The sequence below is a fragment of the Kitasatospora sp. NPDC018619 genome (assembly GCF_044391605.1).
Lineage (GTDB): Bacteria > Actinomycetota > Actinomycetes > Streptomycetales > Streptomycetaceae > Kitasatospora.
Map to the genome: position 1 here is coordinate 509,644 of NZ_JBISAI010000002.1, position 25,052 is coordinate 534,695.

At 75.7% G+C, this 25,052-nt stretch carries 25 protein-coding genes; 11 read left to right on the forward strand and 14 right to left on the reverse strand.

The features are described from left to right. Nucleotides 1-3: 3 nt before the first annotated feature. The 3 genes from ACH5AR_RS04825 to ACH5AR_RS04835 are packed head-to-tail and all read right to left on the reverse strand — an operon-like array spanning nucleotide 4 to nucleotide 2,881. On the reverse strand, nucleotides 4-489 hold the full coding sequence (locus ACH5AR_RS04825) for a copper chaperone PCu(A)C (protein WP_396299943.1): 486 nt from the start codon (nucleotides 487-489) through the stop codon (nucleotides 4-6). Then, nucleotides 486-2,723: a heavy metal translocating P-type ATPase gene (locus ACH5AR_RS04830; protein WP_396299944.1), complete on the reverse strand. Its 2,238-nt coding sequence runs from the start codon at nucleotides 2,721-2,723 to the stop codon at nucleotides 486-488. Before ACH5AR_RS04830 ends, ACH5AR_RS04825 begins: the two co-directional genes overlap by 4 nt. Then, nucleotides 2,720-2,881, reverse strand: coding sequence for a hypothetical protein (locus ACH5AR_RS04835; protein WP_396299945.1), 162 nt, complete (start codon nucleotides 2,879-2,881; stop codon nucleotides 2,720-2,722). The genes ACH5AR_RS04830 and ACH5AR_RS04835 overlap by 4 nt, the downstream gene beginning before the upstream one ends. Nucleotides 2,882-3,125: 244 nt before the next feature. Between ACH5AR_RS04835 and ACH5AR_RS04840 the strand changes: the two genes are divergently transcribed. Together ACH5AR_RS04840 and ACH5AR_RS04845 are read left to right on the forward strand one after the other, a co-directional pair. Further along, entirely contained in the window at nucleotides 3,126-3,587 is a 462-nt protein-coding gene (locus ACH5AR_RS04840) for a hypothetical protein (protein WP_396299946.1), read from the forward strand. A gap of 63 nt (nucleotides 3,588-3,650) precedes the next feature. After that, nucleotides 3,651-3,941 carry a hypothetical protein gene (locus ACH5AR_RS04845; RefSeq protein ID WP_396299947.1) on the forward strand — a complete coding sequence of 97 codons (291 nt, stop codon included), beginning with the start codon at nucleotides 3,651-3,653 and terminating at the stop codon, nucleotides 3,939-3,941. Nucleotides 3,942-4,054: 113 nt separating this feature from the next. Here ACH5AR_RS04845 and ACH5AR_RS04850 read toward each other — a convergent pair whose 3' ends face one another. From ACH5AR_RS04850 to ACH5AR_RS04865, 4 genes are all read right to left on the reverse strand, one after another. Then, the gene (locus tag ACH5AR_RS04850; protein WP_396299948.1) at nucleotides 4,055-4,468 is read right to left on the reverse strand and encodes an NTP pyrophosphohydrolase; all 414 of its coding nucleotides are present in this window, start codon (nucleotides 4,466-4,468) and stop codon (nucleotides 4,055-4,057) included. A 44-nt stretch (nucleotides 4,469-4,512) separates the two neighbouring features. Beyond that, a complete protein-coding gene (locus tag ACH5AR_RS04855) occupies nucleotides 4,513-5,052 on the reverse strand; it encodes a YcxB family protein (protein ID WP_396299949.1) in 540 nt (179 codons plus the stop codon). Nucleotides 5,053-5,221: 169 nt separating this feature from the next. Continuing rightward, a complete protein-coding gene (locus ACH5AR_RS04860; RefSeq protein ID WP_396299950.1) occupies nucleotides 5,222-5,635 on the reverse strand; it encodes a PPOX class F420-dependent oxidoreductase in 414 nt (137 codons plus the stop codon). A 42-nt stretch (nucleotides 5,636-5,677) separates the two neighbouring features. Next, a complete protein-coding gene (locus tag ACH5AR_RS04865; protein ID WP_396299951.1) occupies nucleotides 5,678-7,018 on the reverse strand; it encodes a D-alanyl-D-alanine carboxypeptidase family protein in 1,341 nt (446 codons plus the stop codon). 172 nt (nucleotides 7,019-7,190) lie between these two features. On the opposite strand from ACH5AR_RS04865, the gene ACH5AR_RS04870 reads away from it, so the two are divergent. Continuing rightward, on the forward strand, nucleotides 7,191-7,388 hold the full coding sequence (locus tag ACH5AR_RS04870; RefSeq protein ID WP_396299952.1) for a hypothetical protein: 198 nt from the start codon (nucleotides 7,191-7,193) through the stop codon (nucleotides 7,386-7,388). 45 nt (nucleotides 7,389-7,433) lie between these two features. On the opposite strand, the gene ACH5AR_RS04875 is transcribed toward ACH5AR_RS04870, so the two are convergent. After that, entirely contained in the window at nucleotides 7,434-8,237 is an 804-nt protein-coding gene (locus tag ACH5AR_RS04875) for a TetR/AcrR family transcriptional regulator C-terminal domain-containing protein (protein WP_396299953.1), read from the reverse strand. 81 nt (nucleotides 8,238-8,318) lie between these two features. Here ACH5AR_RS04875 and ACH5AR_RS04880 point away from each other — a divergent pair, with 81 nt between their 5' ends. The 3 genes from ACH5AR_RS04880 to ACH5AR_RS04890 all read left to right on the forward strand — a co-directional run bounded on the left by ACH5AR_RS04880 (nucleotide 8,319) and on the right by ACH5AR_RS04890 (nucleotide 14,061). Then, a complete protein-coding gene (locus tag ACH5AR_RS04880; RefSeq protein WP_396299954.1) occupies nucleotides 8,319-9,170 on the forward strand; it encodes a siderophore-interacting protein in 852 nt (283 codons plus the stop codon). A gap of 325 nt (nucleotides 9,171-9,495) precedes the next feature. After that, nucleotides 9,496-12,945 carry a S8 family serine peptidase gene (locus ACH5AR_RS04885; RefSeq protein WP_396299955.1) on the forward strand — a complete coding sequence of 1,150 codons (3,450 nt, stop codon included), beginning with the start codon at nucleotides 9,496-9,498 and terminating at the stop codon, nucleotides 12,943-12,945. Between the two features lie 147 nt (nucleotides 12,946-13,092). Next, complete coding sequence (locus ACH5AR_RS04890; protein ID WP_396299956.1) at nucleotides 13,093-14,061, forward strand: alpha/beta fold hydrolase; 969 nt, start codon at nucleotides 13,093-13,095, stop codon at nucleotides 14,059-14,061. A 37-nt stretch (nucleotides 14,062-14,098) separates the two neighbouring features. On the opposite strand, the gene ACH5AR_RS04895 is transcribed toward ACH5AR_RS04890, so the two are convergent. Further along, nucleotides 14,099-14,527 (reverse strand): nuclear transport factor 2 family protein, encoded by a 429-nt coding sequence (locus ACH5AR_RS04895; protein WP_396299957.1) that lies wholly within the window; start codon nucleotides 14,525-14,527, stop codon nucleotides 14,099-14,101. A 187-nt stretch (nucleotides 14,528-14,714) separates the two neighbouring features. Here ACH5AR_RS04895 and ACH5AR_RS04900 point away from each other — a divergent pair, with 187 nt between their 5' ends. Then, a complete protein-coding gene (locus tag ACH5AR_RS04900; protein WP_396299958.1) occupies nucleotides 14,715-15,317 on the forward strand; it encodes a TetR/AcrR family transcriptional regulator in 603 nt (200 codons plus the stop codon). Here the strand turns inward: ACH5AR_RS04900 and ACH5AR_RS04905 are convergent. The 3 genes from ACH5AR_RS04905 to ACH5AR_RS04915 form a co-directional block, all read right to left on the reverse strand. After that, nucleotides 15,306-16,745 carry a VWA domain-containing protein gene (locus tag ACH5AR_RS04905; protein WP_396299959.1) on the reverse strand — a complete coding sequence of 480 codons (1,440 nt, stop codon included), beginning with the start codon at nucleotides 16,743-16,745 and terminating at the stop codon, nucleotides 15,306-15,308. The genes ACH5AR_RS04900 and ACH5AR_RS04905 overlap by 12 nt on opposite strands. Next, nucleotides 16,742-17,614 (reverse strand): AAA family ATPase, encoded by an 873-nt coding sequence (locus ACH5AR_RS04910; protein ID WP_396299960.1) that lies wholly within the window; start codon nucleotides 17,612-17,614, stop codon nucleotides 16,742-16,744. Before ACH5AR_RS04910 ends, ACH5AR_RS04905 begins: the two co-directional genes overlap by 4 nt. Nucleotides 17,615-17,792: 178 nt before the next feature. Continuing rightward, nucleotides 17,793-18,464: a Tat pathway signal sequence domain protein gene (locus ACH5AR_RS04915; RefSeq protein WP_396299961.1), complete on the reverse strand. Its 672-nt coding sequence runs from the start codon at nucleotides 18,462-18,464 to the stop codon at nucleotides 17,793-17,795. A 513-nt stretch (nucleotides 18,465-18,977) separates the two neighbouring features. On the opposite strand from ACH5AR_RS04915, the gene ACH5AR_RS04920 reads away from it, so the two are divergent. From ACH5AR_RS04920 to ACH5AR_RS04935, 4 genes are all read left to right on the forward strand, one after another. Continuing rightward, nucleotides 18,978-19,706 (forward strand): TetR/AcrR family transcriptional regulator, encoded by a 729-nt coding sequence (locus tag ACH5AR_RS04920; RefSeq protein ID WP_396299962.1) that lies wholly within the window; start codon nucleotides 18,978-18,980, stop codon nucleotides 19,704-19,706. A 184-nt stretch (nucleotides 19,707-19,890) separates the two neighbouring features. Then, complete coding sequence (locus tag ACH5AR_RS04925; RefSeq protein WP_396299963.1) at nucleotides 19,891-20,547, forward strand: DUF6230 family protein; 657 nt, start codon at nucleotides 19,891-19,893, stop codon at nucleotides 20,545-20,547. A 2-nt stretch (nucleotides 20,548-20,549) separates the two neighbouring features. Further along, entirely contained in the window at nucleotides 20,550-21,083 is a 534-nt protein-coding gene (locus ACH5AR_RS04930) for a DUF6114 domain-containing protein (RefSeq protein WP_396299964.1), read from the forward strand. 238 nt (nucleotides 21,084-21,321) lie between these two features. Next, the gene (locus tag ACH5AR_RS04935; RefSeq protein ID WP_396299965.1) at nucleotides 21,322-22,590 is read left to right on the forward strand and encodes a globin domain-containing protein; all 1,269 of its coding nucleotides are present in this window, start codon (nucleotides 21,322-21,324) and stop codon (nucleotides 22,588-22,590) included. Nucleotides 22,591-22,615: 25 nt separating this feature from the next. Here ACH5AR_RS04935 and ACH5AR_RS04940 read toward each other — a convergent pair whose 3' ends face one another. Together ACH5AR_RS04940 and ACH5AR_RS04945 are read right to left on the reverse strand one after the other, a co-directional pair. Further along, nucleotides 22,616-24,019: a selenium-binding protein SBP56-related protein gene (locus ACH5AR_RS04940; protein ID WP_396299966.1), complete on the reverse strand. Its 1,404-nt coding sequence runs from the start codon at nucleotides 24,017-24,019 to the stop codon at nucleotides 22,616-22,618. Between the two features lie 128 nt (nucleotides 24,020-24,147). Next, a complete protein-coding gene (locus ACH5AR_RS04945; RefSeq protein ID WP_396299967.1) occupies nucleotides 24,148-24,717 on the reverse strand; it encodes a hypothetical protein in 570 nt (189 codons plus the stop codon). Nucleotides 24,718-25,052 lie beyond the last annotated feature (335 nt).

The window sequence follows — 25,052 nt, forward strand, 5'->3', positions numbered from 1 at the left end:
CGGTCAGCGCGGCCGCTCGCCCGCGGGCAGCACCCGGGCGCCGACCCGCAGCGGCGGGCTGTGCCGGAAGGTCAGGGTGAACTCCACCCACTGGCCGGCCCGCAGCGGCGGCGGGTCGGCGATCACCAGGTCCGCGTCCTCCGGGGTCATCCGCAGCTCGCCGCCGCCCGGCACCGGCAGGGCCGGTACCGGCTCCCAGCGGCCCGCCGCGCCCTGGTGCAGGTGCCGCTTCGGGGTGATCCGGCCGCCCGACTCCCAGCCGGCACCCGTCAGTTCGTCGGGTACGTCGCCCGGGTTGCGGATCGTGAAGAAGGCCGCCGTGGCGGTGGACGCACCCGCCGCCGGCAGCAGCACCCAGCCCGGCCCGGCCTCCACCGGGCGGGCCCGGCCGGCCCCGCCGGACGCCGTCCACCCGGTCAGCAGGACCAGTGCCAGCGCCGCCGCGCCGACCGGCGGGCCGACCACCCCGAGCCGCTCGAAGACCCTCACCGCCGTCCTCCCTTCCGTCGGCCGTGCCCCGGTTCCCAGGTGCGCAGCCGCAGGCTGTTGCCCACCACCAGCAGTGAGCTGAGCGACATGGCGACCGCCGCCAGCATCGGGTTGAGCAGCCCCACCGCCGCCAGCGGGATCAGCACCAGGTTGTAGCCGAAGGCCCAGAGCAGGTTCGCCCGGATGGTCGCCAGCGTCTGCCGGGCGAGCCGGACGGCGTCCACCACCGCCTCGATGTCGCCGCGCACCAGGGTCAGCCCGGCCGCGCCGATCGCGGCGTCGCTCCCGGAGGCCAGCGCCACCCCGAGGTCCGCCGAGGCCAGTGCCACCGCGTCGTTGACGCCGTCGCCGACCACCGCCACCGTCCGTCCGCCGGCGCGCAGCTCGGCCACCACCTCGGCCTTGCGCTCGGGGGAGGCCGAGGCGTGCACCCGTCCGATGCCCAGCTCGGCCGCCACCGCCCGGGCGGCGCCGGGGCCGTCCCCGGTCAGCAGCACCGGCTCCAGGCCCAGCCCGCGCAACCGGTGCACCGCCCGCCAGCTGCCCGGGCGGACGGTGTCGCCGACGGCCAGGACGGCCGCCGGCCGACCGTCCAGCTCGACCGCGACGGCCGTCCGGCCGCCCTGCCCGGCCTGCGCCGCCGCCTGTGCGAGGGCCGGCGGCAGGACGGTGTCGTCCGGCCGCACCACCCGGACGGCCCGGCCCTCGACCGTCCCGGACACCCCGAGCCCGGCGGTGGCCCGGAAGTCCGCCACCGCGGGCAGCGGCCCGCAGCGCTCCCGGGCCGCCGCCGCGACGGCCCGGCCGACCGGGTGCTCGGAGCGGTGCTCGACCGCGCCGGCCAGGCGCAGCGCCTCCTCCTGCGGGAGGCCGTCCGCGGTGCTGACGGCCGCCAGTTCCATCCGGCCGGTGGTCAGCGTCCCGGTCTTGTCCATCACCACGGTGTCCACCCGGCGCAGGCTCTCCAGCACCTCCGGGCCGCGCACCAGCACGCCCAGCTCCGCGCCGCGCCCGGTGGCAGCCAGCAGTGCCGTCGGCGTGGCCAGCCCGAGCGCGCAGGGGCAGGCCACCACCAGCACCGCGACCGCCGCCGTCACCGCCGCCTGCGGGGCGGCGCCCGCACCCAGCCAGAAGCCCAGCACGCTCACCGCGACCGCCAGCACACAGGGCACGAACACCCCGGCCACCGCGTCGGCGAGCCGCTGCGCCCGCGCCTTGCCGGCCTGGGCCTGTGCCACCAGCGCGGTGATCCGGGCCAGTTGGGTGTCCGCGCCGACCGCCGTGGCCCGCACCACCAGGGTGCCGCCCACGTTCACCGTCGCCCCGGCCACCCGGGCCCCCGGGCCGACCTCGACGGGCACGCTCTCGCCGGTCAGCAGGCTCAGGTCGAGCGCCGAACCGCCCTCGACCACCACCCCGTCGGTGGCCACCCGCTCGCCCGGCCGCACCACGAACTCCTGGCCGGGCAGCAGCAGTTCGACCGGCACCAGGCGCTCCTCGCCGTCCGCCGACCGCAGGCACACCTGCTTGGCGCCCAGTTCGGCCAGCGCCCGCAGCGCGGACCCGCTGCGCCGGCGCACCCGGCCCTCCAGCAGCCGCCCGGCCAGCACGAACAGCGGCACGCCGACCGCCGCCTCCAGGTACACGTGCGCCGTCCCGCCGCCGTCGGCGGTCAGCGAGAACGGCATCCGCATGCCCGGATCGCCGGCCCCGCCGAGGAACAGCGCGTACGCCGACCAGCCGAAGGAGGCCGCCACGCCCAGGCTGACCAGGGTGTCCATGGTCGACGCCGCGTGCCGCAGCCCCCGCAGGGCCCGGCGGTGGAAGCCGGCCGACCCCCAGGTCACCACCGGGACGGCGAGCCCGAAGCAGACCCACTGCCAGGCGGTGAACTGCGCCGACGGCACCATCGACAGCACCAGCACCGGTACGGCCAGCAGGGCGGTGACCAGCAGCCGCCACCGGTCGTCCGGCTCCTCGGCCGCCACCGTGACCGGGGCCCCCGCGGGCAGCGGCTCGGCGGTGTAGCCCGCCCGTTCGACCGCCGCGACCAGCTCCGCGACCGGCACCCCGGCCGGGTGCAGCACCCGGGCCCGCCCGGTCGCCAGGTTCACCCCGGCCGCCACCCCCTCGATCCGGGTCAGCCGCTTCTCCACCCGGCCCACACAGGCGGCGCAGGTCATCCCGCCGACCGCCAGATCGGTGGCGACCACGGGCTCGGCGACGGCGCTCACCGCATCCCGCCCATGTCGTGCCCGCCCGAGCCGGGCGAGGACCCGCCCCCGCTCGCCGGCCGCAGCCCGGGCGCCACCGGCCCCGCCTGCCGCCCCACCCCGTAGGCCACCACGAACACCACCGCCAGCAGCAGGACGAACCCCGCCAGCGCTCTCAACGGCCGGACACCCGGCGACTTCGCACTCACCCCCCAGCAGTCGGACGGGCCGGGCGGTTGGTTCCCGTACGGTCGCACGCCGGTCGCACGTCGGTCGCACGTCGGTCGCGCGTCGGTCGCGCGTGGTGCGGCCGGGCCGCGTGGTGCCCCGATGGGTGCCCGTCGTCGGTGGGGCGTCGTAGTGTTGCTTCGTGCGCCGAACACCGGGCGCACGAACGGACGGACACCGGAGGGGGAGTCAGCGATGAAGCGGACGGGGAAGAACGGCGTGGTGGCGGTCGCCGGGGCGGTGGCGGCGGTGCTCGCCGTCGCCGGGGCGGCGGTGGCGGCGCCGGCCGGGGGCGGAGCGGCGGCGCAGGCTCCGGCTCCGGCGATCGGCGAGCCGGGGACGGGCGAGATCCTGCCGCACCCGGGGCCGGCGGCGCTGCTCTGGATACCGGACTGGATCGGCGACGGCGGCGCCGTGACGGCCTCGGTGAACCCGTCGCTGCCGTTCACGTTCACGCTCGGCTGCCGGGGCGGCGGCTCGGCGGAGGTGCACATCGGCGGCGAGGCGCCGGCCGACTTCACGGTCCAGTGCCCGGTGGACTCCACCGGCCTCGGGACGGTGGAGGTCCCCGCCCGCCCGGGCCGGGACCTGCTGTTCAGCGTGCACACCTCCGACCCGTCGATCCACTGGGGGATGTACGCCCTCCAGGACGACTAGGCGGTTCGTTCGGACCGTGGCGGGGGCGGGGTGACGGCGGTTCCGGGGTGGCACCCTGGTGTGATGCGGCCTGGAACCGACAGCACCGAGGACGACCTGCGGCAGCTGCTCAACGAGTGGGACCCGATCGGCGTCGCCGACGAGGTGCAGGACGAGTACGACTGCATGCTCGCGCCGCTGCTCCAGCGCCTGCGCCGTGGCGCGGACCAGGCAGAGATCGGTGCGCTTCTGCGGCGAGAACTGGAGGACCACTTCGGTCTCGACCCTCTGGGCCTGCGACCGGACGCGATGGCGACCCGTGTGATCGACTGGTGGGCGGCTGTCGGCAGGGCTGACGGCAGCAGCTGCGTGTAGCCGTCCCTTCCGCGTCGCCTGGTCGTTCTACGGGAAGGCCGCGGCCGTCTGCCCGGCCGGGCCGCACGGCGCAGGGATCGTCCTGGGGCGCCGGCTGGTCCGAACGAAGCCGTCTAGCCCTGGGTTGACGGCCGTACGCTGCGCGGCCCGGTGACGGCGGCGCCCAACGCGCCGACGCGCGAGCGCAGTTCGCGGTCGGCGGTGGCGACCACGCAGACGCGGGCGGGGTGCCGGGCCGTCGCGGCCCGGACCAGCTCGACGATGCGGTCGTCGCCGCTGCCGCTCGCCGCCACCACCCGCACCCCGGGCACGCCGTCCACGCCGCGGGCCGCGCCCTCCACCACCAGCACCACCTCCAGCGGGCCGGGGTGCTCCGCGAGGCCCCGGTCGGCGAGCGGCACCAGCGCGTCCCGCAGGCGCTCGGCGGCGCCCCGCCGGTCGCGCCACCAGCCGTCCGGCACCGATCCGACCACGTTCGCGCCGTCCACCACCAGCAGGGGCGGCGGCGCGGCCCCGTTCTCGTCCATGCCCGCCAGCCTGCCACGTCGCGGGGCGGTACGGGCCGCGGGTGTCAGGCCCGGACCTCCGGGGCCGGGTCCGCGGGGGCCGGAGCGCCGATCGGGGTCGTGTGCCGGGCGAGCAGGGCGCGCAGCGCCGCCGGGTCCGCCGTGCCGCGCTTGGCCAGGATGAGCAGGCAGGAGCCGCTGCGGTTGAGCACCACGAACAGGTGCTCCGTCTCCACGAAGCCCGACAGCGTCGCCCACGCCCGGGACTGGGTGCCGCACCGGTCCGTGACGGTCACTCCGGCCCCGTCCACCAGCACGGTGCGCGGCCCGCCGCGCCGGGCCACCCGACGGTGCGCCGAGGCAGCCCGCAGCCGCGGGGCGTACACCGCCAGCGCCACCAGGACGACCGCCAGCACGGCGTCCGGAGCTCCCGCCTCGCCGTCCGCCAGCTTCAGTGCGCCGCCCAGCAGCGACACCGCCGCCGGGAGCCACCAGACCACCCGCGCCACCCGGCCCACCGCGGTGTGCCGGGCCTGCGCGGCGAGAGCCTCGCGGAAGTCCCCACCGGTGGGCGTGTACGCCAGCTCCATCCGCCCCTGCTCCACCGCTGCTCCTTGACCGACTTGTCGGACCGCGGATGCTAGCAAGGACTCGCACAGCCGCGCGCCGGCCCCTCACCCGCCGGTCGGCCCGGTGCCCAGCGGTTCTGCACGCCCAGCGGGCGGCGGGCCGGGAGGCCCGAGGGGCGGACATCCGCCCGGCCGCGCCCGCCGCTCAGTCCGCGAGGGTGATCCGGATGCCCACCGTGCCCCGCTCGCCGCGGCGCAGCCGGCTGCCGAGCAGGGTGAGCACGCCCAGCAGGCCGTACTTCTGGCGCAGCAGGGTGCGGTACGCCGCGGTGCGCTCGGGGCCGAGGATCTCGGCGGTGGCGGGGTACTGCTCGCCGGTCGGGCGGCCCTTGACGTCGCACGGGCCGACCAGCACGTCGGCGCGGTTGCGGATCCGCCTGACCTTCCAGGAGTCCGCGACGGTCCAGACCCCGAGCGCCTCCCCGTCGCGCACCACCCACACCGGGGTCGGCACGGCGGTGCCGTCCTTCCTGTACGTGGTGACGAGCAGGTAGCTCCCCGAGGAGAGCTGGACGATCCGGGCGAGCCGGTCCGAAGCGGAGGGATCGGGCGTGGTCATGGCCGGAAGTCTAGGGCCTGCCCCGCCCGCGCCCCGCCGACGTCACGGCGAGGGGCGGCGGCGGGCGGTGCGCAGCAGGACGCGGGCGCGGCGGGTGAGCCGGCGGCGGCCGCCGAGGCCGGTGGCGCCCCCGAGGGCGGTCGCGCCGCCCCCGGCGGGGGCCGGGTCGGGGCCGGCCGCGCGGGCCGGTGCGGTGCGCCGGCGGGCGGCGACGCGGGCGGTGCCCCAGGCGGCGAGGGCGGTGCCGAGGGCGGCGGCGGTCCAGGCGGCGGCGGCGAGGCCGGGGTCGGAGCCGCCGGTCACCGGCGGACGGGACCAGGGTGGCAACTGCTCCACGGCCTCGGCCTGCCGCTCGGCGGAGGGCAGCGCGGCGGAGGGCGCGGCGGGGGAGGGGCCGTCCTCGTCGACCAGCTTGCCGACCGGCTGGACCTTCCCGGCCGCGGCGAAGCCCCAGTCGAGCAGGCTGGCGGCCTCGTCGTAGACCCTGGCCTGCGCCTCGGGGTGCATCACCGTCACCAGCAGGGTGCGGCCGCCGCGTTCGGCGGCGCCGGTGAAGGTGGCGCCCGCGTTGGTGGTGTAGCCGTTCTTGACGCCGATCAGGCCGGGGTACTTGCCGAGCAGCCGGTCGGTGTTGGCGATGTCGAAGCTGGTGCGCTGCCCGGTGAGCTTGTCCAGCGCGCCGGGGAAGCGGGCGGTGCGGGTGGCGCAGTAGGAGCGGAAGTCGGCGTTGCGCAGCCCGGCCCGGGCGAAGAGCGTGAGGTCGTAGGCGGAGGAGACCTGGCCGTCCATGTCGTAGCCGTCGGGTGAGACGACCCTGGTGTCGCGGGCCTGGAGCGCCCGGGCGCGCTCCTGCATCTCGGCGACGGTCCGCTGGATGCCGCCGTTCATGTGGGCGAGGACGTGGACGGCGTCGTTGCCGGAGCTGAGGAAGACGCCGCGCCAGAGGTCCTCGACCCGGTACGGCAGGTTCTCCTTCACGCCGACCAGGCTGCTGCCGGCGCCGAGGCTGGCGAGCTCGGTCGTGGTGACCTTGTGTTCCAGGGCCTTGTCGAACTTGGGCAGCACGGTGTCGGCGAACAGCATCTTGAGGGTGCTGGCCGGGGGCAGCTGCAGGTGGGCGTCGCGGGCGGCGAGCACCTCGCCGGTGGCCGCGTCGGCTATCAGCCAGGAGCGGCCGGTCAGTCCGGACGGCAGCGCAGGTGCCCCGGGCAGCGGCAGGACCTGGACGGCCGGGCGGCCGAGCCGCTCCCCGCCGACGGCGGGGACGGAGTCCTGGGCGCGGGCGGCCGGGGCGGCGAGGAGTACCAGGACGGCGCAGGCGGTGGTGCCGGCCGCGGCCCTGGCGGCGGGGGACGACTTCGGCGTCGCGCGGGTGGGGAGCACACGGCGAACGTACCCGGGCCGCCACCGTGCCGCCGGGCCTGCTGCTCCGTCCGGAGCCGTCCGGAGCCGTGCACGCCGTCAACGGGCCCGACGGTCCGGACGACTTTGGTGGCGCCGGACCGCACCGAAAGTCGGATGCCCGGCGCAGGCCCGGATTCCTAGGCTCGGGGCCATGAAGACGCTGCTCGGCTACCTCGGCTCCGTGTTGATCGTCGGTGGCGCCTCCGGCCTGCTGTCCACCTGGATCGACGGCTTCCGGCTGTTCGGCTTCGTCCGGGTCCTGGTGCCCGGGGGCCACGAGATCGCCGGCTACGCCACCCTGGTGGTGCTCGGCGGCCTCCTGGTGCTGCCCGCCGCCCGGCGGGGCTAGGGCACGTCTGACAATTCTCGCCGGGTGCGCGGCGTCGGACACGCCCTAGGACACGCCCTGGCCGACGCCGTCCTGCTCCGCCGCGATCCCGTCGAGCAGGACGGCGAGCCCGGCGCGGAAGGCCTCCCGGTGGCCGTCCTCCGGGCTGCCGCCGCCGGTGGCCTGGAGGGCGACGAGCAGGGGGAAGCGTTCCGCGAAGTCCGGTGCCAGTTCGGCGAGTCGGGCGGAGCGGTCGGCCCACCAGGCCTCGTCGGCGACGCCGGTCGCGGCCGCCGCGCCGCGCGCGTCCGCGGTGGCGCCGGCCAGGCCGCGGACGAACTGCCAGAGCGCGGCGACCGCGCCGCGCAGCCGCGCCGGCGCCAGACCGGCCGGCCGCAGCGCGCCCAACAGCGCCTCCATCGCCGCGAGTTCGGCCGGGCCGAGCACCGGGCGGGCCTGTGAGACCTGGAGCACCCAGGGGTGGCGCAGGTAGCAGGCGTACAGCTCCTCGGCCCAGGCGGTGACGGCTGCCCGCCAGCCGTCGCCCGGGGCGGTGCCGGCAGGGGAACCGAGGGGGGAACCGGTGGCGAGTTCGGCGAGCACCCGGTCGTGCATCAGGTCGAGCAGTTCGGCCTTCCCGGGCACGTAGGTGTACAGCGCCATCGCGGTGCGGCCGAGCCGTTCGCCCACGGCCCGCATGGACAGTGCGGCCATCCCCTCGCCGTCGGCCACCGCGATGGCGGCGGACACGATCGCGTCCACACTCAGGCCCGGCTTGGGGCCGCTGCGTCCGGTGCGCGGTTCTTCGGGCACGCCCCAGAGCAGGGCGAGCGAGCGGTGGGCGTCGCCCTGCCCGGCGTAGACGGTCATCCGGCATCTCCTTATGGCGTAAAGTAACACCTCGACGGCAACTCTTTATGTCGTAAGGTTACCAATCGAAGGGGTTTCGCGATGACACTGCCCGTCACCTTCGTCGAGGTCGTCGAGGTCCGCCGGATCACGCCCCGCACCGCCCGGGTCACCTTCGCCGCCGAGGAGCTGCCGGACACCGTCGGCACCGTCCCCGACCAGCAGCTCAAGCTCTGCTTCCCGCGCCCCGGGCAGCGCGAGCCGGTGCTGCCCGCCCGGCAGGACGACCCGACGGGCTGGTACCGCGCCTACCTGGCGGTCCCCGAGGCCGAGCGCCCGCTGATGCGCAGCTTCACCCTGCGCGGGCGGCGGCCCGGCACCCGGCTGGTCGAGATCGACTTCGTGCTGCACGGCGACGCCGGCCCGGCCGCCGCGTGGGCGCTGCGGGCCGCGCCGGGGGACCGGTTGGGGATGGTCGGGCCCTGCGCGCTGTACGCCCCGAAGGTCCCGTTCGTCGAGGCCGCGGCCGCCGCCGACTGGGTGCTGCTGGCCGGGGACGAGACGGCGCTGCCGGCGCTGGCGACGCTGGTCGGGGCGCTGCCCGCGGGGGTGCGGGCGCACGCGTGGATCGAGGTCGCCGACCATGCGGAGCGGCAGGTCCTGGAAAGCCGGGCCGAGTTGGAGGTGGTGTGGCTCCACCGCGGCGGTGCGGCCCCCGGCACCGTGCTGGCCGGGGCGTTCCGGGGTGCCGGGCTGCCGGCGGGCCGGCCCTTCGTCTGGCTGGCCGGGGAGGCGGGGGCGGTCCGGGCGATGCGCCGGCTGCTGGTGGAGGAGCGCGGGGTGCCGAAGGAGGACATCGACTTCACCGGCTACTGGCGCCACCGGCTGACCCAGGACGACGCGCCCACCGCCGAGGACCTGGCGGACGCCCGGGAGCGGCTGGCCGGGTACTGACGGCCGGCGCGGCCGCCGAGGCTGCCGCCTCGGCGGCCGTTTCGCCGGGCGGCGGCAGGGGAAGGCACTCCGGCATCGCCCCTGCGCGGCGGCGCGGCCGGGCCTGCTGAGGGCCGATCGGCTGAAAGATGGGGATTCGGCCCGATTTCCTCTCCGAATTTTACTGAGTGATGGTCAACTTTACTTTCTGATGGGGATTTACCCCCTTGTCGTGATCCTCTCAGGTGCGTTGGAATGCGTCAGCTGTCCATCTGACGAGAGGATTTATATGATCCGCTGGCGGAAAACCCAGCTAGCAGTAGCTGTCACGGTCACCACCGCGTCCATGGTCCTGAGCTTCGGGGCCACGGCCGGTGCGGCTCCGGCCCCGAACCCGCAGAACGCCCAGGCGGCGGCCGCGGACGGGGCCCCGGTGCCGGTGATCGTGATCCTGAAGGACCAGGTCGCGGACGCCCCGGCCGACCACGGCCACCTCGGCGCCCGGCAGCAGAAGACCGCCGACTCCCAGGCGCCGCTGCTGAACCGGGTCAGGGCGGGCGGTGGCACCGGCATCAAGAGCTTCGTGGTCGGCAACGCCTTCTCGGCCACGGTCAGTCCGGCCCTGCGCGCCCAGCTCCAGGCGGACCCGGCGGTGGCCTCCGTGGTGGCGGACGCCCAGGTCCAGGTCGTTCCGGCGGCGGCCGCCAAGGCGAAGGCGGCCAGTGCCGCCGCCGCCAAGGCCGCCGAGGCCCCGAAGGCCGCCAGGGCCGACACCGCTCCGCAGGCCGTTTCGGGCAGCAACGGCCAGGGCGCGGAGGAGAACGCGACCAACACGGTCTGCCCCTCCGACCCCGGCAAGCCGCTGCTGGAGCCCGAGGGCCTGTACTCGACCCGGGCCGTGACCGGCAACGGCAAGCCCGGCGTCGAGGGCCTGGCCACCGGCAAGGGCGTCAAGGTCGCCTACATCGCGGACGGCCTCGACCCGAACAACCCGGACTTCATCCGGGCCGACGGCTCGCACGCCGTGGTCGACTACCAGGACTTCGCGGGGGACGGCTGGGACGCGCCGACCGGTGCGGCGGAGGCCTTCGGCGACGCCTCGGCGGTCATCGCCCAGGGCCGCCAGGTCTACGACGTCTCCAAGTTCGTCAACGCCTCGCACCCGCTGCCGGCCGGCTGCAACATCCGCATCCGCGGCCTCGCTCCGGACGCCGACCTGGTCGCGCTGAAGGCCGGCGGCGAGATGATGTCCAACTCCTCCATCCTCCAGTCGATCGACTACGCGGTGCGGGTCGCCCACGTCGACGTGCTGAACGAGTCCTTCGGCGGCAACGTCACCCCGGACAGCGGCGCGCACGACACCATCTCGCTCTTCAACGAGCAGGCCGTCAAGGCGGGGGTGACCGTCGCGGTCTCCACCGGCGACGCCGGCATCAGCGGCACGATCGGCACCCCGGCCACCGACCCGTCGGTGATCGCGGTCGGTGCCTCGACCGACAACCAGAACTACCAGCAGACCGGTTACGCGGCCTCCCAGTTCTCCAACCGGACGTGGAGCGACAACCGCATCTCCGCGCTCTCCTCGGGCGGCTTCACCCAGGCCGGCCGGACCGTCGACCTGGTCGCGCCGGGCGAGTCGGACTGGGCGCTGTGCACCCCCGACACCACCAGGTACACCGACTGCACGGGCTACAACGGGCAGCCCTCGCCGATCCAGCCGTTCGGCGGCACCAGCCAGGCGGCCCCGTTCGTCACCGGCGCCGCCGCCCTGGTCATCCAGGCCTACCGCGACACCCACGGCGGCGACTCGCCGACCCCGGCGCTGGTGAAGAAGTTCCTCACCGGCACCGCCACCGACCTCGGCGTCCCGGCCGAGGAGCAGGGCGCCGGCCTGCTGAACGTCCGCGCCGCCGTCGAGGCCGCCCGCGGCTACGACGACGGGGACGGCACCGACGGCGCAAGGACGGTCGTGGTCAACACCGGCCAGGTCGACATCGCCGGCGCGCCCGGCTCGACCCACACCGCCGACGTGTCCGTCACCAACACCAGTGACAGCACCCAGACGGTGAGCGCCACCACCCGCACCTTCGCCCCGCAGTCGGCGCAGCAGCAGACCGTCCAGCTGGACCCGTCCTCGAAGGACACCTTCAAGTACGCCACCAATGGCGTGGACTGGGTGCAGAAGCAGGTCCGGTTCACCGTGCCGGCCGGCGCCGACCGGCTGGCGGCCTCGATCGCTTGGCAGGGCGCGCCCAACCCCGTCACCAACGGGCCGGTGGTCCGGCTGACGCTGCTCGACCCCTCGGGCCGCTTCGAGACCAACACCCGTCCGCAGGGCGGCGCCACCCCGGCCGACTTCGGCCTGGTGGACGTCCCGCACCCGGTGGCCGGCGAGTGGACGGCGATCCTCTACACCCCGGCCGGCAAGGCCGGGTACAGCGGCGCCGTCCGGCTGGGCACCGCCACCCAGCGCGCGGTGCCGGCCGGCACCGTGAGCCCGAGCAGCACCGAGCTGAAGCCGGGCCAGACCAGGACCCTCAAGGTCCAGCTCACCACCCCGGCCGCCAGCGGTGACTCCAGCGAGGCCGTCGTGGTCTCCGGCTCCAACGGCGCCACCACCAGCGTCCCGGTCGTGCTGCGCAGCCTCGTCCCGGTCACCCAGGGCAAGGGCGCCTTCACCGGCACCATCACCGGTGGCAACGGCCGCAACGCCTCGCCGACGCAGAGCTTCTCGTACGCCTTCGACGTCCCGAAGGGCAGGAAGGACCTGCGGGTCGGCCTGACCGTCGCCAAGGACCCGAAGCTGCTCCTCCAGGGCGCGCTGATCAGCCCGAACGGCACCCCGATCGACATCGAGGGCAACGGGCAGTTCGACGCCCAGGGCAACCTGGCCGGCACCGGCGACGGCGTCTCCGTCACCACCGTCAACCCGGCCGCCGGGCGCTGGCGGTTCGTCCTGAACGTGCTCGGCCCGGTCAGCGGCGAGGAGCTCGCCCAGGACTTCGCCGGCACCGTCGCCTTCGACCAGGACCAGGCCACCGCGACCGGCCTGCCGAACGACGCCCGCGCCAAGCTGGCGGCCGGCAAGCCCGTCACCGTCCGGGTGGACTACACCAACAACACCGTGGCGACCCAGCGGATCGCGGCCGACGGCCGGCTGGACCGCCGGGTGGACGTGGCCCTGGTGCCGCAGGGCGCCTCGGCGACCGTCAGCCTGCCGCTGAGCCTCAGCTCCGCGGTGCCGTCCTTCCTGGTGCCGCCGGGCACCGACCGGCTCAAGGCGGTGGCGGCGTCCTCGACGCCGGCGCAGATCGAGCTGAGCGCCACCACCGGCTCGCCGGACCTGTTCGGCGACCTGAAGAAGGCCCAGGACGGCTCCACCGTCTCGGTCGTGACCGACAGCGGCACCGCCGAGCAGCCAGTCGTCCCCGGCACCTGGGGCACCTTCGTCCAGCAGATCGGCCCGTTCGGCAGCGGTTCGGCCCCGGCCGGTACCTCCACCATCACGGCCACCGCGCACACCCAGGCCTTCGACCCGGCGCTGACCTCCAGCACCGGCGACCCGTACGCCGCCGCGGTGAACGCCTCGGCCGCGGCCGCCACCCCGGTCACCGTCGCCCCCGGCGGCACCGGCTCGCTCCAGGTGACGCTGACCCCGACCGGCCCGAAGGGCAGCACCGTCAAGGGCGTGCTGTACCTGGTGTCCGGCCCGACCGGCGTGGCCACCGCCAACAACGCCCTGAACACCACCGGTTCGGTGCTCGCGGCGATCCCGTACAGCTACACCGTGAACTGACCGCACGTCGACCGGCCCTCGCACCGAGGCCGTCCCGGAGTCCCGGGGCGGCCTCGGCCGCGTCCTGCGTCCGGCGGGGTTCCGGGGGCGGGTGACTGGGCAGGGTCGGGATGGAACGACTGGTGCCACCGGATGGGGAGTTGCGAGTTGAACGACGCGATCAAGCACGGCGAGGCCGAGGTGAACGGCGTACGGCTGCACTACGCGGAGCAGGGCGAGGGGCCGCTGGTCCTGCTGCTGCACGGGTTCCCGGAGAGCTGGTACTCCTGGCGGCACCAGTTCGGGCCGCTCGCCGAGGCCGGGTACCGGGTCGTCGCGCCGGACCAGCGCGGGTACGGCCGCAGCGACCGGCCCGAGCGGATCGACCAGTACACCCTGCTGCACCTGGTCGGCGACGTGACGGCGCTGATCGCCGCGCTCGGCGAGGAGCGGGCGGTCGTGGTCGGGCACGACTGGGGCGCACCGGTGGCCTGGGCCACCGCGGCGCTGCGGCCCGACCTGGTGCGCGGGGTGGCCGGGCTGAGCGTGCCGCCGCTGCCGCTGGGCGGGCCGCCGCCGTTGGAGGCCGCCCGGGCGGCCTTCGGCGAGGGCTTCTACCAGGTCTACTTCCAGGAGCCCGGCCGGGCCGACGCCGAGCTGGCCGCCGACGTCCGGGCCAGCCTGCGCCGGATCCTCTGCGGGAAGTCGCCGGACGGCGCGCCGCGGGCGTGGATCGTCGCCGAGGGCCAGGGGCTGCTGGACGGCATCCCGGAGCCGGAGCGCCTGCCGGACTGGCTCACCGAGGCGGACCTCGACGCCTTCGAGGCCGACTACGCCCCGCACGGCGGGAAGGCCTTCACCGGCGGGCTCAACTGGTACCGCAACCTCGACCGCAACGCCGAACTGCTGGCCGCCTTCACCGGGGTGACGGTCGACGTGCCCGCGCTGTTCGTGGTGGGGGAGCAGGACCTCGTCAACGCGATCGTCCCGCGCCCGGTGCTCGACCACCTGCTGAGCCGGCTGCCCAGGCTGCACGGGCACGTCCGGCTGCCGGACACCGGGCACTGGACGCAGCAGGAGCGCCCGGCCGAGGTCAACGCGGCGCTGCTGGACTTCCTGGCGCAGCTGGACGCGTAGGCGCCGGCCGCGGCGGCGGCCGGCGCCTGGTGTCCGCTCAGTCGAGGGGCCCGCGCAGGACGTCGCGCAGGGCGGCGGACTCCAGCGGGTTGCCGTAGTCGCGCGAGGAGACGATCAGTCCGTCGACGACCCGCACGACGTTGATGTAGCCGAGGCTGAACGGCTCGCCGGTCGCGGTGATCCGTCCGTGCACCCGGAACTCGGCGATCACGACCTGCGGGTCCGCGGTCTCGTGCAGGGTCACGTCCTCGACGGCGTGGAAGCTCCACAGGCCGGCGGTCGCCGCCGACCGCGCCCGCATGGTCCGTCGGCCGACGGCCTCGCGGGGGACGCCCTCGGGGGCGAAGGGGATCCGGACGACGGCGTCCGGGGCGTAGAACTCGGCCAGGGCCTCCCGGGGGCCCTCGGCGGTGACGCGCAGGAACTCCTCGACGGTCTCGCGCGGCGTACGGGTGGACGTGGGCACGGCGCTCTCCCTTGACGTGGTCGGACGTGGTCGGACGTGCTCGGAGCGGGGCGGCACGGGCAGGCCCGCCCGGGGCGCCCGGTGCCCGGCGTAGAATCGGAACGCGCGCCCCGCTTCAACGATACGGAACGCCCGCCCCGGTTGTCGACCCGTCAGCCGGGCCCAGCCGCACCCCCGGAGGAGCCCCATGCCCGGCCGTCCCGCCGAGAGCCCCCCGCCGGCCGGCCGGCCGCTGCGCGCCGACGCGCGCCGCAACCGGGCCAAGGTGCTGGCGGCGGCCCGCGAGGCCTTCACCGCCGAGGGCCTGGCGGTGCCGCTGGACGAGATCGCCCGCCGGGCCGGGGTCGGCGCGGGCACGGTGTACCGGCACTTCCCGACCAAGGAGGCGCTGTTCGAGGCCGTCGTCACGGACACCCTGGAGAGCCAGGCCGAGCGCGGGCGCGCGGCGCTGGGCGGGGACGGGCCCGGCGAGGAGCTGTTCGCCTTCCTCGCCGGCCTGGTCGCCGAGGCCGCGGTGAAGATGGACCTGGCCGACGCGCTGGCCGGGGCCGGCGTCGAGCCGGGGCCGGGCACCTTCGAGGCCGCCGGGCGGCTCCGGGAGGTGCTCGGCGCGCTGCTGGAGCGGGCCCAGCGGGCCGGCGCGGTGCGCGGCGACATCGGCCCCGCGGACCTCCAGGCGCTGATCGCCGGGGCCGTGGCGGCCGAACGCCGGGCGCCGGCCGGCTCCCGCCCCGGCCGGCTGACCGGCGTCCTGTGCGACGGCCTGCGGGCCGGGCGGCTACCCGGGTAGCAGCCGGGCGATCAGCTCGCCGAGGCGGCGGGCGTTGCGGCAGGAGTGCATCTCCACCACACCCGCGTAGGCGAGGGCGGCGGAGTCGCCCGTCCCCCAGAGCGCGGGCTGCTCGGGGTTGAGCCAGAACACCCGGTGGGCCCGGCCGGCGATCCGGCGCAGCGCGTCCGTGCCGGGGTCGCGCCCGTTGTTCCTGGCGTCGCCGAGGACCAGCACGCAGGTGCGCGGGCCGACGGCGTCCAGGTGCCGTTCGGCGAACTCGCCGAGCGCGGAGCCGTAGTCGCTGTTGCCGTGGTGGCCCGTCACCCGGGCCTCGGTGAGGATCCGGGCGGCCAGCCGCGCCGGGTCCTCGCCGCCGCGCAGCAGGCCGGTCACCTCGGCGGTGCGGTTGACGAAGGCGAAGACCCGGACCTTGCTGAACTGTTCGCCCATCGCCCGCACCAGCAGCATGGTGAAGTCGGCGAAGCCCGCCACCGAACCGGAGACGTCGCACAGCAGCACCAGCTCCGGGCGGGCCGGGCGGCGCCGCCGGTACGCGGGGCGCAGCGGCACCCCGCCGGTGCCGAGCGAGCGGCGCAGGGTGCGGCGCAGGTCGATCTCGCCGCGGGCGGCGCGCCGGCGCCGGGCGGCGAGCCGGGTGGCCAGCTTGCGGGCCAGCGGGTGGACGGTGCGGCGCAGTTCGGCGAGCTGGTCGCGGCCGGCGTGGAGGAAGTCCACCTGGTCGGCGGTCGGGGCGACGGCTCGTTCGGCGATCCGCTCGGGGCCGTGCAGCTCGGCGGCCCTGCGGCGGGCCTCGCCGGCGGCCAGGGCACGGAAGTCCCGGATGCGGCGGCGGACCTCGTCGGCGAGCACCCGGTCGGAGAGGTCCCGGTCGGCGGGGCCCGGGCCGTCCGGCCGTTCGCGCAGCGCCGCCAGGACCCGGGCGAGCAGCGTCTCCGGGGCGAGCCGCCCGAGCGCCTGCTGGGCGGACCAGCCGTCGGAGCCGGGCGTGCCGCCGGCGCCGTACCGGCCGAAGGCCTCGATCACCTCGCCCGCCAGCCGGGCCTGGGCGGTGCGGTCGTCGGCGGCCAGCGCGGCGGCGAGGCGCTCGCGCAGCCGCTCGCGCAGCGGGTCCGGGCGGCCGAAGCGCGGCGGCTCGGGGTCGTCGGGGACGGGCGGAGGGTCGGCCCGGACGGCTTCCGGGGCCCCGACCCCGAGCGGGAAGAACAGGTCGAAGGCGGCGTCGAAGACCGCCCGCTGGCTCTCCGAGCGCAGCAGGGCGGCGGCCAGGCCGGCCCGCATCGGCTCGCGGTCGGCGAAGCCGAGGACGTCCAGGACGGCGGCGGCGTCCACCGTCTCGGCCGGGCCGATCCGCAGCCCGTGCCCGCGCAGGGCGCGGACCAGGCCGGTCAGCCGGGCGGCGGTGTCGGCCTCCCCGGGCGCGGTCACGCGAGGGTGAGCTTCCGGGCGGCCGTGCGGACGTCGTCCTGGTGCTTGAGGATCACCCCGAGGGTGTCCCGGACGACCGCGTCGTCCAGGGTGGCGGCGCCGAGGGCCAGCAGGGTGCGCGCCCAGTCGACGGTCTCGGCCACGGACGGGGCCTTGCGCAGGTCCATGGCGCGCAGCGCGCCGACCACCCGGACCAGCGACTCGGCCAGCGTGGCGTCCAGGCCAGGCACCTTGAGCCGGACGATCCGGCGCTCCAACTCGGCCTCGGGGTAGTCGAGGTGGAGGAAGAGGCAGCGGCGGCGCAGCGCCTCGGAGAGCTCCCGGGTGGCGTTCGAGGTGAGCAGGACGAAGGGGCGGCGGCGGGCGGTGACGGTGCCCAGCTCGGGGATGCTGACCTGGAAGTCGCCGAGCACCTCCAGCAGCAGCGCCTCCACCTCGACGTCGGCCTTGTCCATCTCGTCGATCAGCAGCACGGTGGGCTCGTCGCCGCGGATCGCGGTGAGCAGCGGGCGGGCGAGCAGGAACTCCTCGCCGAAGATGTCGTCGCGGGCCTCCTGCCAGCCCTCCTCGCGGCCGGCGGTGATCCGCAGCAACTGCTTGGCGTGGTTCCACTCGTAGAGCGCGCGGGCCTCGTCGATGCCCTCGTAGCACTGGAGCCGGACGAGCCGGGCGCGGCCGATCGCGGCCACCGCCTTGGCGAGCTCGGTCTTGCCGACCCCGGCCGGGCCCTCGACCAGCAGCGGCTTGCCGAGCCGGTCGGCGAGGAAGACGGTGGTGGCCACGGCGGTGGAGGCCAGGTAGCCGGTGGCGGCCAGCCGTTCGGCGGTGTCCGCCACCGAGGTGAAGAAGCCCGTGCCGTCGTCGCTCATCAACCCGCCCCGTTCCGGTTCGCCGTCTCCGTGCGGCGCCACCCTACCGGCCGGTCACTTCGCTGTCTCGGGGGAGCGCCCCGGGCCGGGGGCGCGCGGCGGCGAACGGCGGCGTACGGCCCCGCTGGGGGTGCCGTACGCCGCCGTCGTCCTCGGGACGGGCCGCCGGGGCCCGGTGTCAGTTGACGAAGAGGACCGGGCTGCCGGCGACGGAGCTGTCGACGACCGGGCCGTAGGTGGCGCTGAAGTAGCCCGTGGTGAAGCACAGGCTCGGCCCGGAGACCAGGCTGAACGCCTGGCCGGCGAAGCCGATGGTGTTGCCGGTGTTCGAGGTGGTGCCGCTGATCCCGGTGCTGTTCTGGTAGTTGCAGCTGATGCTGCCCAGGATGGTGTTGAGCACCACCGTGGTGCCCATCACGCCGGCCGCGCCGGGGGTGAGCTTGACCGGGTTGCCCGGGGCGTCGCTGACGGTGTTGGTGAACGGCAGGTTGGTGACCGTGACGCTCTTGACGCCGGTGACGCCGACGACGTTGGAGGTGCAGGAGCCGAAGCTCTGGGTGTCGAGCCGCTCGACGGCGCTGCCCGGCGCGGCCGGGTTGGCGGTGACGGTCGCCGCGAAGGAGGAGGCGGCGCACTTGACGCCGGTCGTCCCGGTGGCGCTGTTGTAGAAGGTCGCGTAGGTGCCGGAGACCAGATTGGCGGTCAGCACGTCGCCGACGGCGACGGCCGCGCCGGACGGGCTGCCGGTGGTCAGGACGGCCGGCCCGGCGGCCTGGGCGGGGGCCATGGCCGCGCCGGTGAGGGCGAGCGAGGCGAGGGCGGCGGTGGCGAGGGTGCGGCTGATGCGCATGAGGGTACCTCTCTCCGTCCACTGGACGGGTGGGGGAATCCCCGCGTGCGGGTGTGGTGGTGTGCACGACGGGGGAGGTGCAGGACGCGACGGAGCTCCGTACCGGAGGGGTTCGCACCGTCGGCGTCGTCCTTGGGCCGAGGGGCGGGCGGGCCCGGCGCCACGGGCCCGTCCGTTCGGTACGGCGGTGCGGACGTACGCGGGGGTGGGGCGTACGGCGGTGCGCTTGGTGCGGCGGTGCGGTCGTTCGGCCTTGCGTACGGACGGCGGCGTGGAACACCGCGGCACCGCGCCGTTCGGTCGGGGACGTTGCGGTGCCGTGGGGCGCGCCGACGGCTGCCACCGTCGCGCTCCCCGCCGCCGCCGTGGTCCCGTGGCCTGGGCGTTCGCCCCGGGCCGTCGGAGCCCCCGGAGGCCCGTCCGGTGGGGGCCTGCTGGCCCACCGGTTGGAAACCTGTCAGTGTTGTAAACCCGGTGTTCCGCCAATGTCAATACAGGACACAGGAGTTGGTGATGGATCGGAAGTACCTCCGCGGAGCCGACGTGGTCCTGCTGCCGGGTGCCCGGACCGGCCGCGATCCGGCCCGCTCGATCAAGCCCGGCCCGCGTCGGCTGCCCGCCGGCGTCATCGCCGCGACCCAGCGCGAGCGGCTGCTGGACGGGCTGGTGCGGACGGTCGCCGAGCGCGGCTACCAGCACGCGACGGTCAGCGACATCTGCCGCGCGGCGGGTGTGACCAGGCCGGTCTTCTACGAGCTGTTCAGCGGCAAGGAGGACGCCTTCCTGGCCGCGCACCGGTACGGCACCGGCGTGGTGATCCACCGGATGGCCGCGGCCTTCGCGGCCGAAACCGACTGGTGCCGGGGCATCCGCCGGGGGCTCGGAACGATGCTCCAACTGCTGGCAGGCACACCGGCGTTCGCCACGATGGCGGTGATCGAGATCGAGGCGGTCGGCCCGGCGGGCCGCCGGGAGCGGGTCCAACTGCTCACCAGGTTCCGCACGTTCTTCACCGAGGTGCCCCAACTGCCGGGCGGCGTGGAGTCGCAGGAGGTGGTGGACGCGGTGGTGGGCGGCGTCTACAGCGCGGTCTACCGGTGGATCGACTCCGGCCGGACGGAGCAACTGCTCGACCTGTTGCCGGTGTTGAGCATGTTCTGCCTGTCGCCGTTCCTCGGGCCGGCCGAGGCGGCCGAGCGGCTGGGGGTGCGGGACTGGCCCCGGCGGGTCGCGGACTGGTGAAGATCCTTCGTGCACCCGTATTGACCCGGCCAATACCGGGCAGTAGCTTCCCAGTTACCCAGCGCGTGCCGACCGGGCCGCCCCGCTGCCGAGGGGCGGCCGGCCGGCCGCGCCGGGGAACGCTGTCCGCGCCAGGACAACGTGCCAAGTGCCTGCACACCCATTCCACCCACAGGGAGCACACATGGCCATGTCCGAGGACGCCGCCACGGCGGCCGAGACCCCGCAGACGCCGGCCGCGTCGACGAGAGGCCGGGTACGGCTGAAGCGCACCGCCCTGATGGCCGTCCCGGCCATCGCGGCCGGGGGCGTCCTGATGGCGCTCACCGCCCAGGGCGTGCTCGCCGCCCAGTTCTCCATCTCCGGCATGCCGTTCACCATCACCGCCGACAAGCTCGTCGGTGACGGCTTCGCCCAGTTCGGCTCGCTGGACTCGATGATCCCCGACAGCCCCAACGCGGGCTCCAGCGGCGGCCAGGTGCTGGTCGCCGTGTCGGCGATCAAGAAGGCCGAGATCACCAACCTGTGCCAGAGCGTCGACCTCGGCGGCATCAACCTGGTGATCCACGCGGGCGACGGCGGCACCCCCGTCACCGCCTCCGACCTCACCACCGACTCCGACATGCTGTCCGGCGACGCGCAGTTCACGAACATCGAGATCGGCGGCGACGCCAGCACGTACACCAAGGCCGGCCCGGTCGGCAAGGGCAACCCCGGCGTGTTCGGCCAGCAGGCCGACCAGGTCATCCTGACCCACCTGAACCAGCACAACTACGCGAGCACCGCCGTCGGGTTCAAACTGCCCAACCTGCGGCTGAGCTTCAGCTCCACGGGCTGCTGACCATGGTGGAGTCCGTACCGGAGCCGGCCGGCACCGGCGAGGGCACCGCGGCCCGGGCCGAGGGGGTGGCCGCCGAGGGGACGGCGGCCGCGCCCGCCCGGACCGCGGCCGCCGGCGCCGCCGCCGAGCCCGCCGCGCGCCCGGCCAAGCGCGACTGGCGGGGCCGGCGACCGTTCTGGGGCGGGCTGCTGGTGACGCTCGGCGGCGCCGAGATCCTGTTCACCCTGAAGGCCCCGCTGCCCGTCATCCTGCACATCGGGATGCAGGGGCTGGCCGGGTACCTGGTCCCGGCGGTGATGCTGCTGTGCGGCCTGCTGATCCTGTTCAACCCGGCGCAGCGGCTGTTCTACTCCGTCCTCGCCGTGCTGGCCTCGCTGGGCAGCTGGGTCACCTCCAACCTCGGTGGCTTCGTGGTCGGGATGATGCTCGGGGTGATCGGCGCCTGTCTCACCTTCGGGTGGCTGCCCGACCAACCGCTGCGCCAGGGCCGGCAGCGGCGGATGGAGCGCCGGGAGGCGCGCCGGGCAGGAGTCTGACGACGGCGGTGCCCCGGGTCCTGGTGGTGGGAGAGCACCGGGGCGCGGGGCGCCTTCCGTCGGTTCCGTCCGGCGCCCCGGGGGCCGCCCCGCCTTCGTGGTCCGCCCGGTGCCGCGCGCGGGGGCCGAAGAGCCTCCCGGTCGGGACGGACCGCCGCAAGGGGTCGTTGGTCCCGGGTCCGTCCGGGGCGATCGGCCCTTCTCGGGCTCGGCGGCCCGGCAGTTCACTGGACAGGACATGGACAACAGCAGCAGCATGAGCACCGGCATCGGCGCAGCCAGCGCCACCGCCACCGCCGAGTACGACCGCCTGATCGCCCGCCATCACGCGATGCGCCTGCGACGCCGGCTCCTCACCCCCTCCTCCCCGGCCGGCGGGGATCCGGGGAGCGGCGTCTACGGCGAGGACGGCGGCTACGACGGCGCCGCCGACCAGTACCTGATCCGGCGCGACCTCGCCTTGGTCTCCCCGCTCGCGGACCTGATCGACCACCTCTACGCGGTCATGTTCAGCCGCCGCCCGTACCTGCGGCAACTCTTCCCGGCCTCGATGGAGTTCCAGCGGCTCCACCTGGAACGGATCTTCGAGCACCTCGTCGACCACCTCGACCGCCCGGTCGAACTGGAGCGGACGCTGCGCCAACTCGGCCGCGACCACCGGAAGCTGGGCGTGCGGCCGGTCCACTACGAGGCCTTCGAGGAGGCCCTGTGCGAGGCCCTCCGGCACCGGGCCGGCGGGCACTGGACGGAGGAGCTGGAGGGCGCCTGGGTCCGGATGCTGCGCTTCGCCGTCGGCGCGATGGTGGCCGGCGCCGACTCCGCGCTCACCGAACCCCCGTACTGGCACGCCGTGGTGACCGGGCACGAGCGCCGCCGCCCGGACCTCGCCGTGCTGCGGGTGCGCACCGGCGAACCGTACCCGTACCGGGCCGGGCAGTACGGCACCGTCGAGCACCCGGCGCTGCCGCACACCTGGCGGCAGTACTCGATGGGCTGCGCCCCGCGCCCCGACAACGAACTCGAGTTCCACGTGCGCCGAACCGCCCCCGGCGGGGTCAGCGCCGCCCTGGTCGAGCACACCGCCGTCGGCGACCGGCTGCGGCTCGGCCCGCCGCGCGGCAGCCTGCTGCCCGAGGACGGCGGCGCCCGCGACCTGCTGCTGGTCGCGGGGGGCACCGGCCTCGCCCCGATGAAGGCCATCGTCGAACAGCAGACCGCCCACCGGCCGACCGGCCGCCGGGTCCACCTGTTCGTCGGGGCCCGGGACCGCGGCGACCTCTACGACTGGCAGGCGCTGGCCGAACTCGGCCTGCACAAGCCGTGGTTGACCGTCACGCCGGTCACCGTCGGAGAGCTCGCGGACACCGTGGCGGCAGCCGGGGACTGGCGTGAGCACCTGGCCTGCGTCACCGGGCCGGCGGGCATGGTCGGCTCCGTCCGCACCCGGCTGACGGCGGCGGGGCTGCCGTCGGCGCAGGTGCGGTTCGACCAGGCGCTCTTCCGGTGACGCCGGGCGGGCGGCCGGCGGCTCCTCAGCGGAAGCAGTAGGAGTCGGAGGAGGCGTCGCCGCCCGCCAGGTGGGTCTGGTGGACGCGCAGGCCCCGGAAGTCGGCGCCGTGCGGGAAGAAGCGCTCGTCGACGCTCAGCCCGCCGGCCTGCGGGTCGGCGTCCAGCTTGACCATCCAGGGCTCGATGCCGTCCGGGTAGAACTGGTCGTCCCAGGCGCCGTAGAGCGAGTTGGTGAGGTAGACCCGCCGGCCGTCCCGGCTGATCTCCACCATCTGCGGCGCCCCGCTCAGCGGCCGTCCGGGCTCCGCCGGGTGCGGGGTGCGGGCGGCGATCCCGCCGAGCCGCACCGAGCCGGCCAGGCGGGGGTGGAACGGGTCCGAGACGTCGTACTGGAACAGCTCGCCGGTGCCCCACGCGGACACGTACAGCCAGCGGTCGTCCACCGACAGGTTGATGTCGGTGACCAGCGGCGGTACGGCGCCGAACGGTTGCAGCGCGGGCGGCAGGTCCTCGGCCTTGGCCGGCTCGGCGGGGATCTCGATCACCTTGCGCGCGGTGAAGGCCGGCCCGTCCCGGTACCAGAGCCAGACCGAGGAGGAGAGGTCCTCGACGTTGGTGACCACCCCGACGAAGCCCCACTCCGCCTGCGGGTCGTGCGCCGGGCGCAGCTCCAGCACCATCTGGTACTGGTCGCCGAGGTCCACCCGCTGGAGGTGCCGGCCGGAGTCCAGCTCCCAGAAGTGCAGCGCGTGGCCGTACTTGCGCCCGAGCAGGAGCTCCGGCACCACCCCGTCCTCGACCATCGACGGGGTGCCCCACTCGCTGGTGACGCCCACGTTGGTGCCCAGGTGCCACCAGACGTCGTAGGCGAAGTGCTGCGGCCCGCGCTCGGTCTCCCAGGGGCGCAGCACCTCGAAGGTGGTGTGGTCGAGCAGCGCCACCCCGCCCGGGCCGTCGCTGCCCCCGGCGCCGCCGAGGCAGGAGAGGAAGACCCCGTCGGGGCCGCAGTGCAGGGTGTGCGGGCGCGAGTAGCCCGCCTTGGCGGCGAGCTCCTCGGCCTCGATCGTCTTCACCAGCGTCGGCCGGACCGGGTCGGGCCGGGTGTCCAGCACGTGCAGCCGGGAGGAGCGCAGCCCCGGAAGCAGCAGGTAGCGCCGCTCGGGGTTGTGGTGGCAGGCGTGGGCCAGCGCGCTGGAGCAGGCGTTCCAGCCGAAGTGGTGCAACTCGTCACCGAGCGTGGGAAGTTCGGCGAAATTCAGGACCTTCCCGTAGCTCGCCGAGCCCGGATCGGTGTCGACGCTCAGCAGCGCGTCCGGCTGCTGCCCCGAGCGGTCGAACCCGGCCACGTACGCCAGCTTTTCCGGCGGGGCGGCGATCGCCTCGGCGGCAGAACGGTAGAGCGACGGATCGGTGTGCCCGTGCTGCATGCAAACTCCCCAACTCGCCTGGTCTGTGCGGGAAGCGTTCCACACGAGGACCGGCGCACAGCAGGCGCGGAAGGGGCGGCCGACTACGCCCACGGGGTGCGCGAGGGCACCCGGGGGCGCTCCGGCGCTCAGCCCGGTGTGCTGGGCGCGCCCGGCGTGCCGGCGCCCTCGCCCTGCCGTGCGACGCCCTCCGCCCAGTGCGGGAAGTGCGCCACGGGTACCGCGGGCGAGGCCGGGGCGTCGGGGCGCAGCGCCGCGGCCGGGAGGAAGACGACGCGGCAGCGCCGGCACAGCAGAGCCGCCCGCCACACCTGGTGGAGCCGCTGCCACTGCTCGTAGGTCTGCGGCCACGCGTCCGCGCCGGCGCGCCGGCGGTTGCGCTGGACGACGTGGACGCAGAGCCCGATGCCGAGCAGGGCCGCGGCGGTGACGAGCGCGCCGTACTGGCGGCCGAAGCGGTACGCGGTGTCGGTGACGTCGGTCTCGCCGCCGCCCTGGAGGGCGGTCACGCCCACCAGGCCGAAGAAGGCGGCCAGGACGAAGAGGGCGATCGCGCAGCCGCTGGCGCGCCTGGGCTCGGGCGGCAGCGTCAGCAGCTCCCGCGTCGGCGGGTCGAGCGGGCGGTCGCTGTCCAGCACTGCGGTCCGTACGACGACGGTCTCGTCCGGCGCGGCGCAGGTCGGGCAGGTGGTGCTCATCGGCAGGAGGCTCCGGAGGTGATGCGTCGTCGGTCGTGGGCGCACGTAGTACAGCACGGCGGCCCGAGGGGCCGTTCGGCCGCCCCGGGCCCGGTGCCCGGGCGTGGCCGGGGAGGGGGCGGCCGCTCGGTGCGCGGACGTCCGGACCCCGGGGCCCGGACGGCACAGCGGGACGACGGGCCCGCGGGCGGTCAGGGGTGCGCGGAACCGGGACCGGGGCCCCCCCGGGCCCCCCCCCCCCCCGGCGGGGGCGCCCGGCGGGCGGGGGGGGGGGGCGGGGGGCGCGGCCCCCCCCCCCCCGGGGGGGCGCCGCGGCCCCCCCCCCCCCCCCCCCC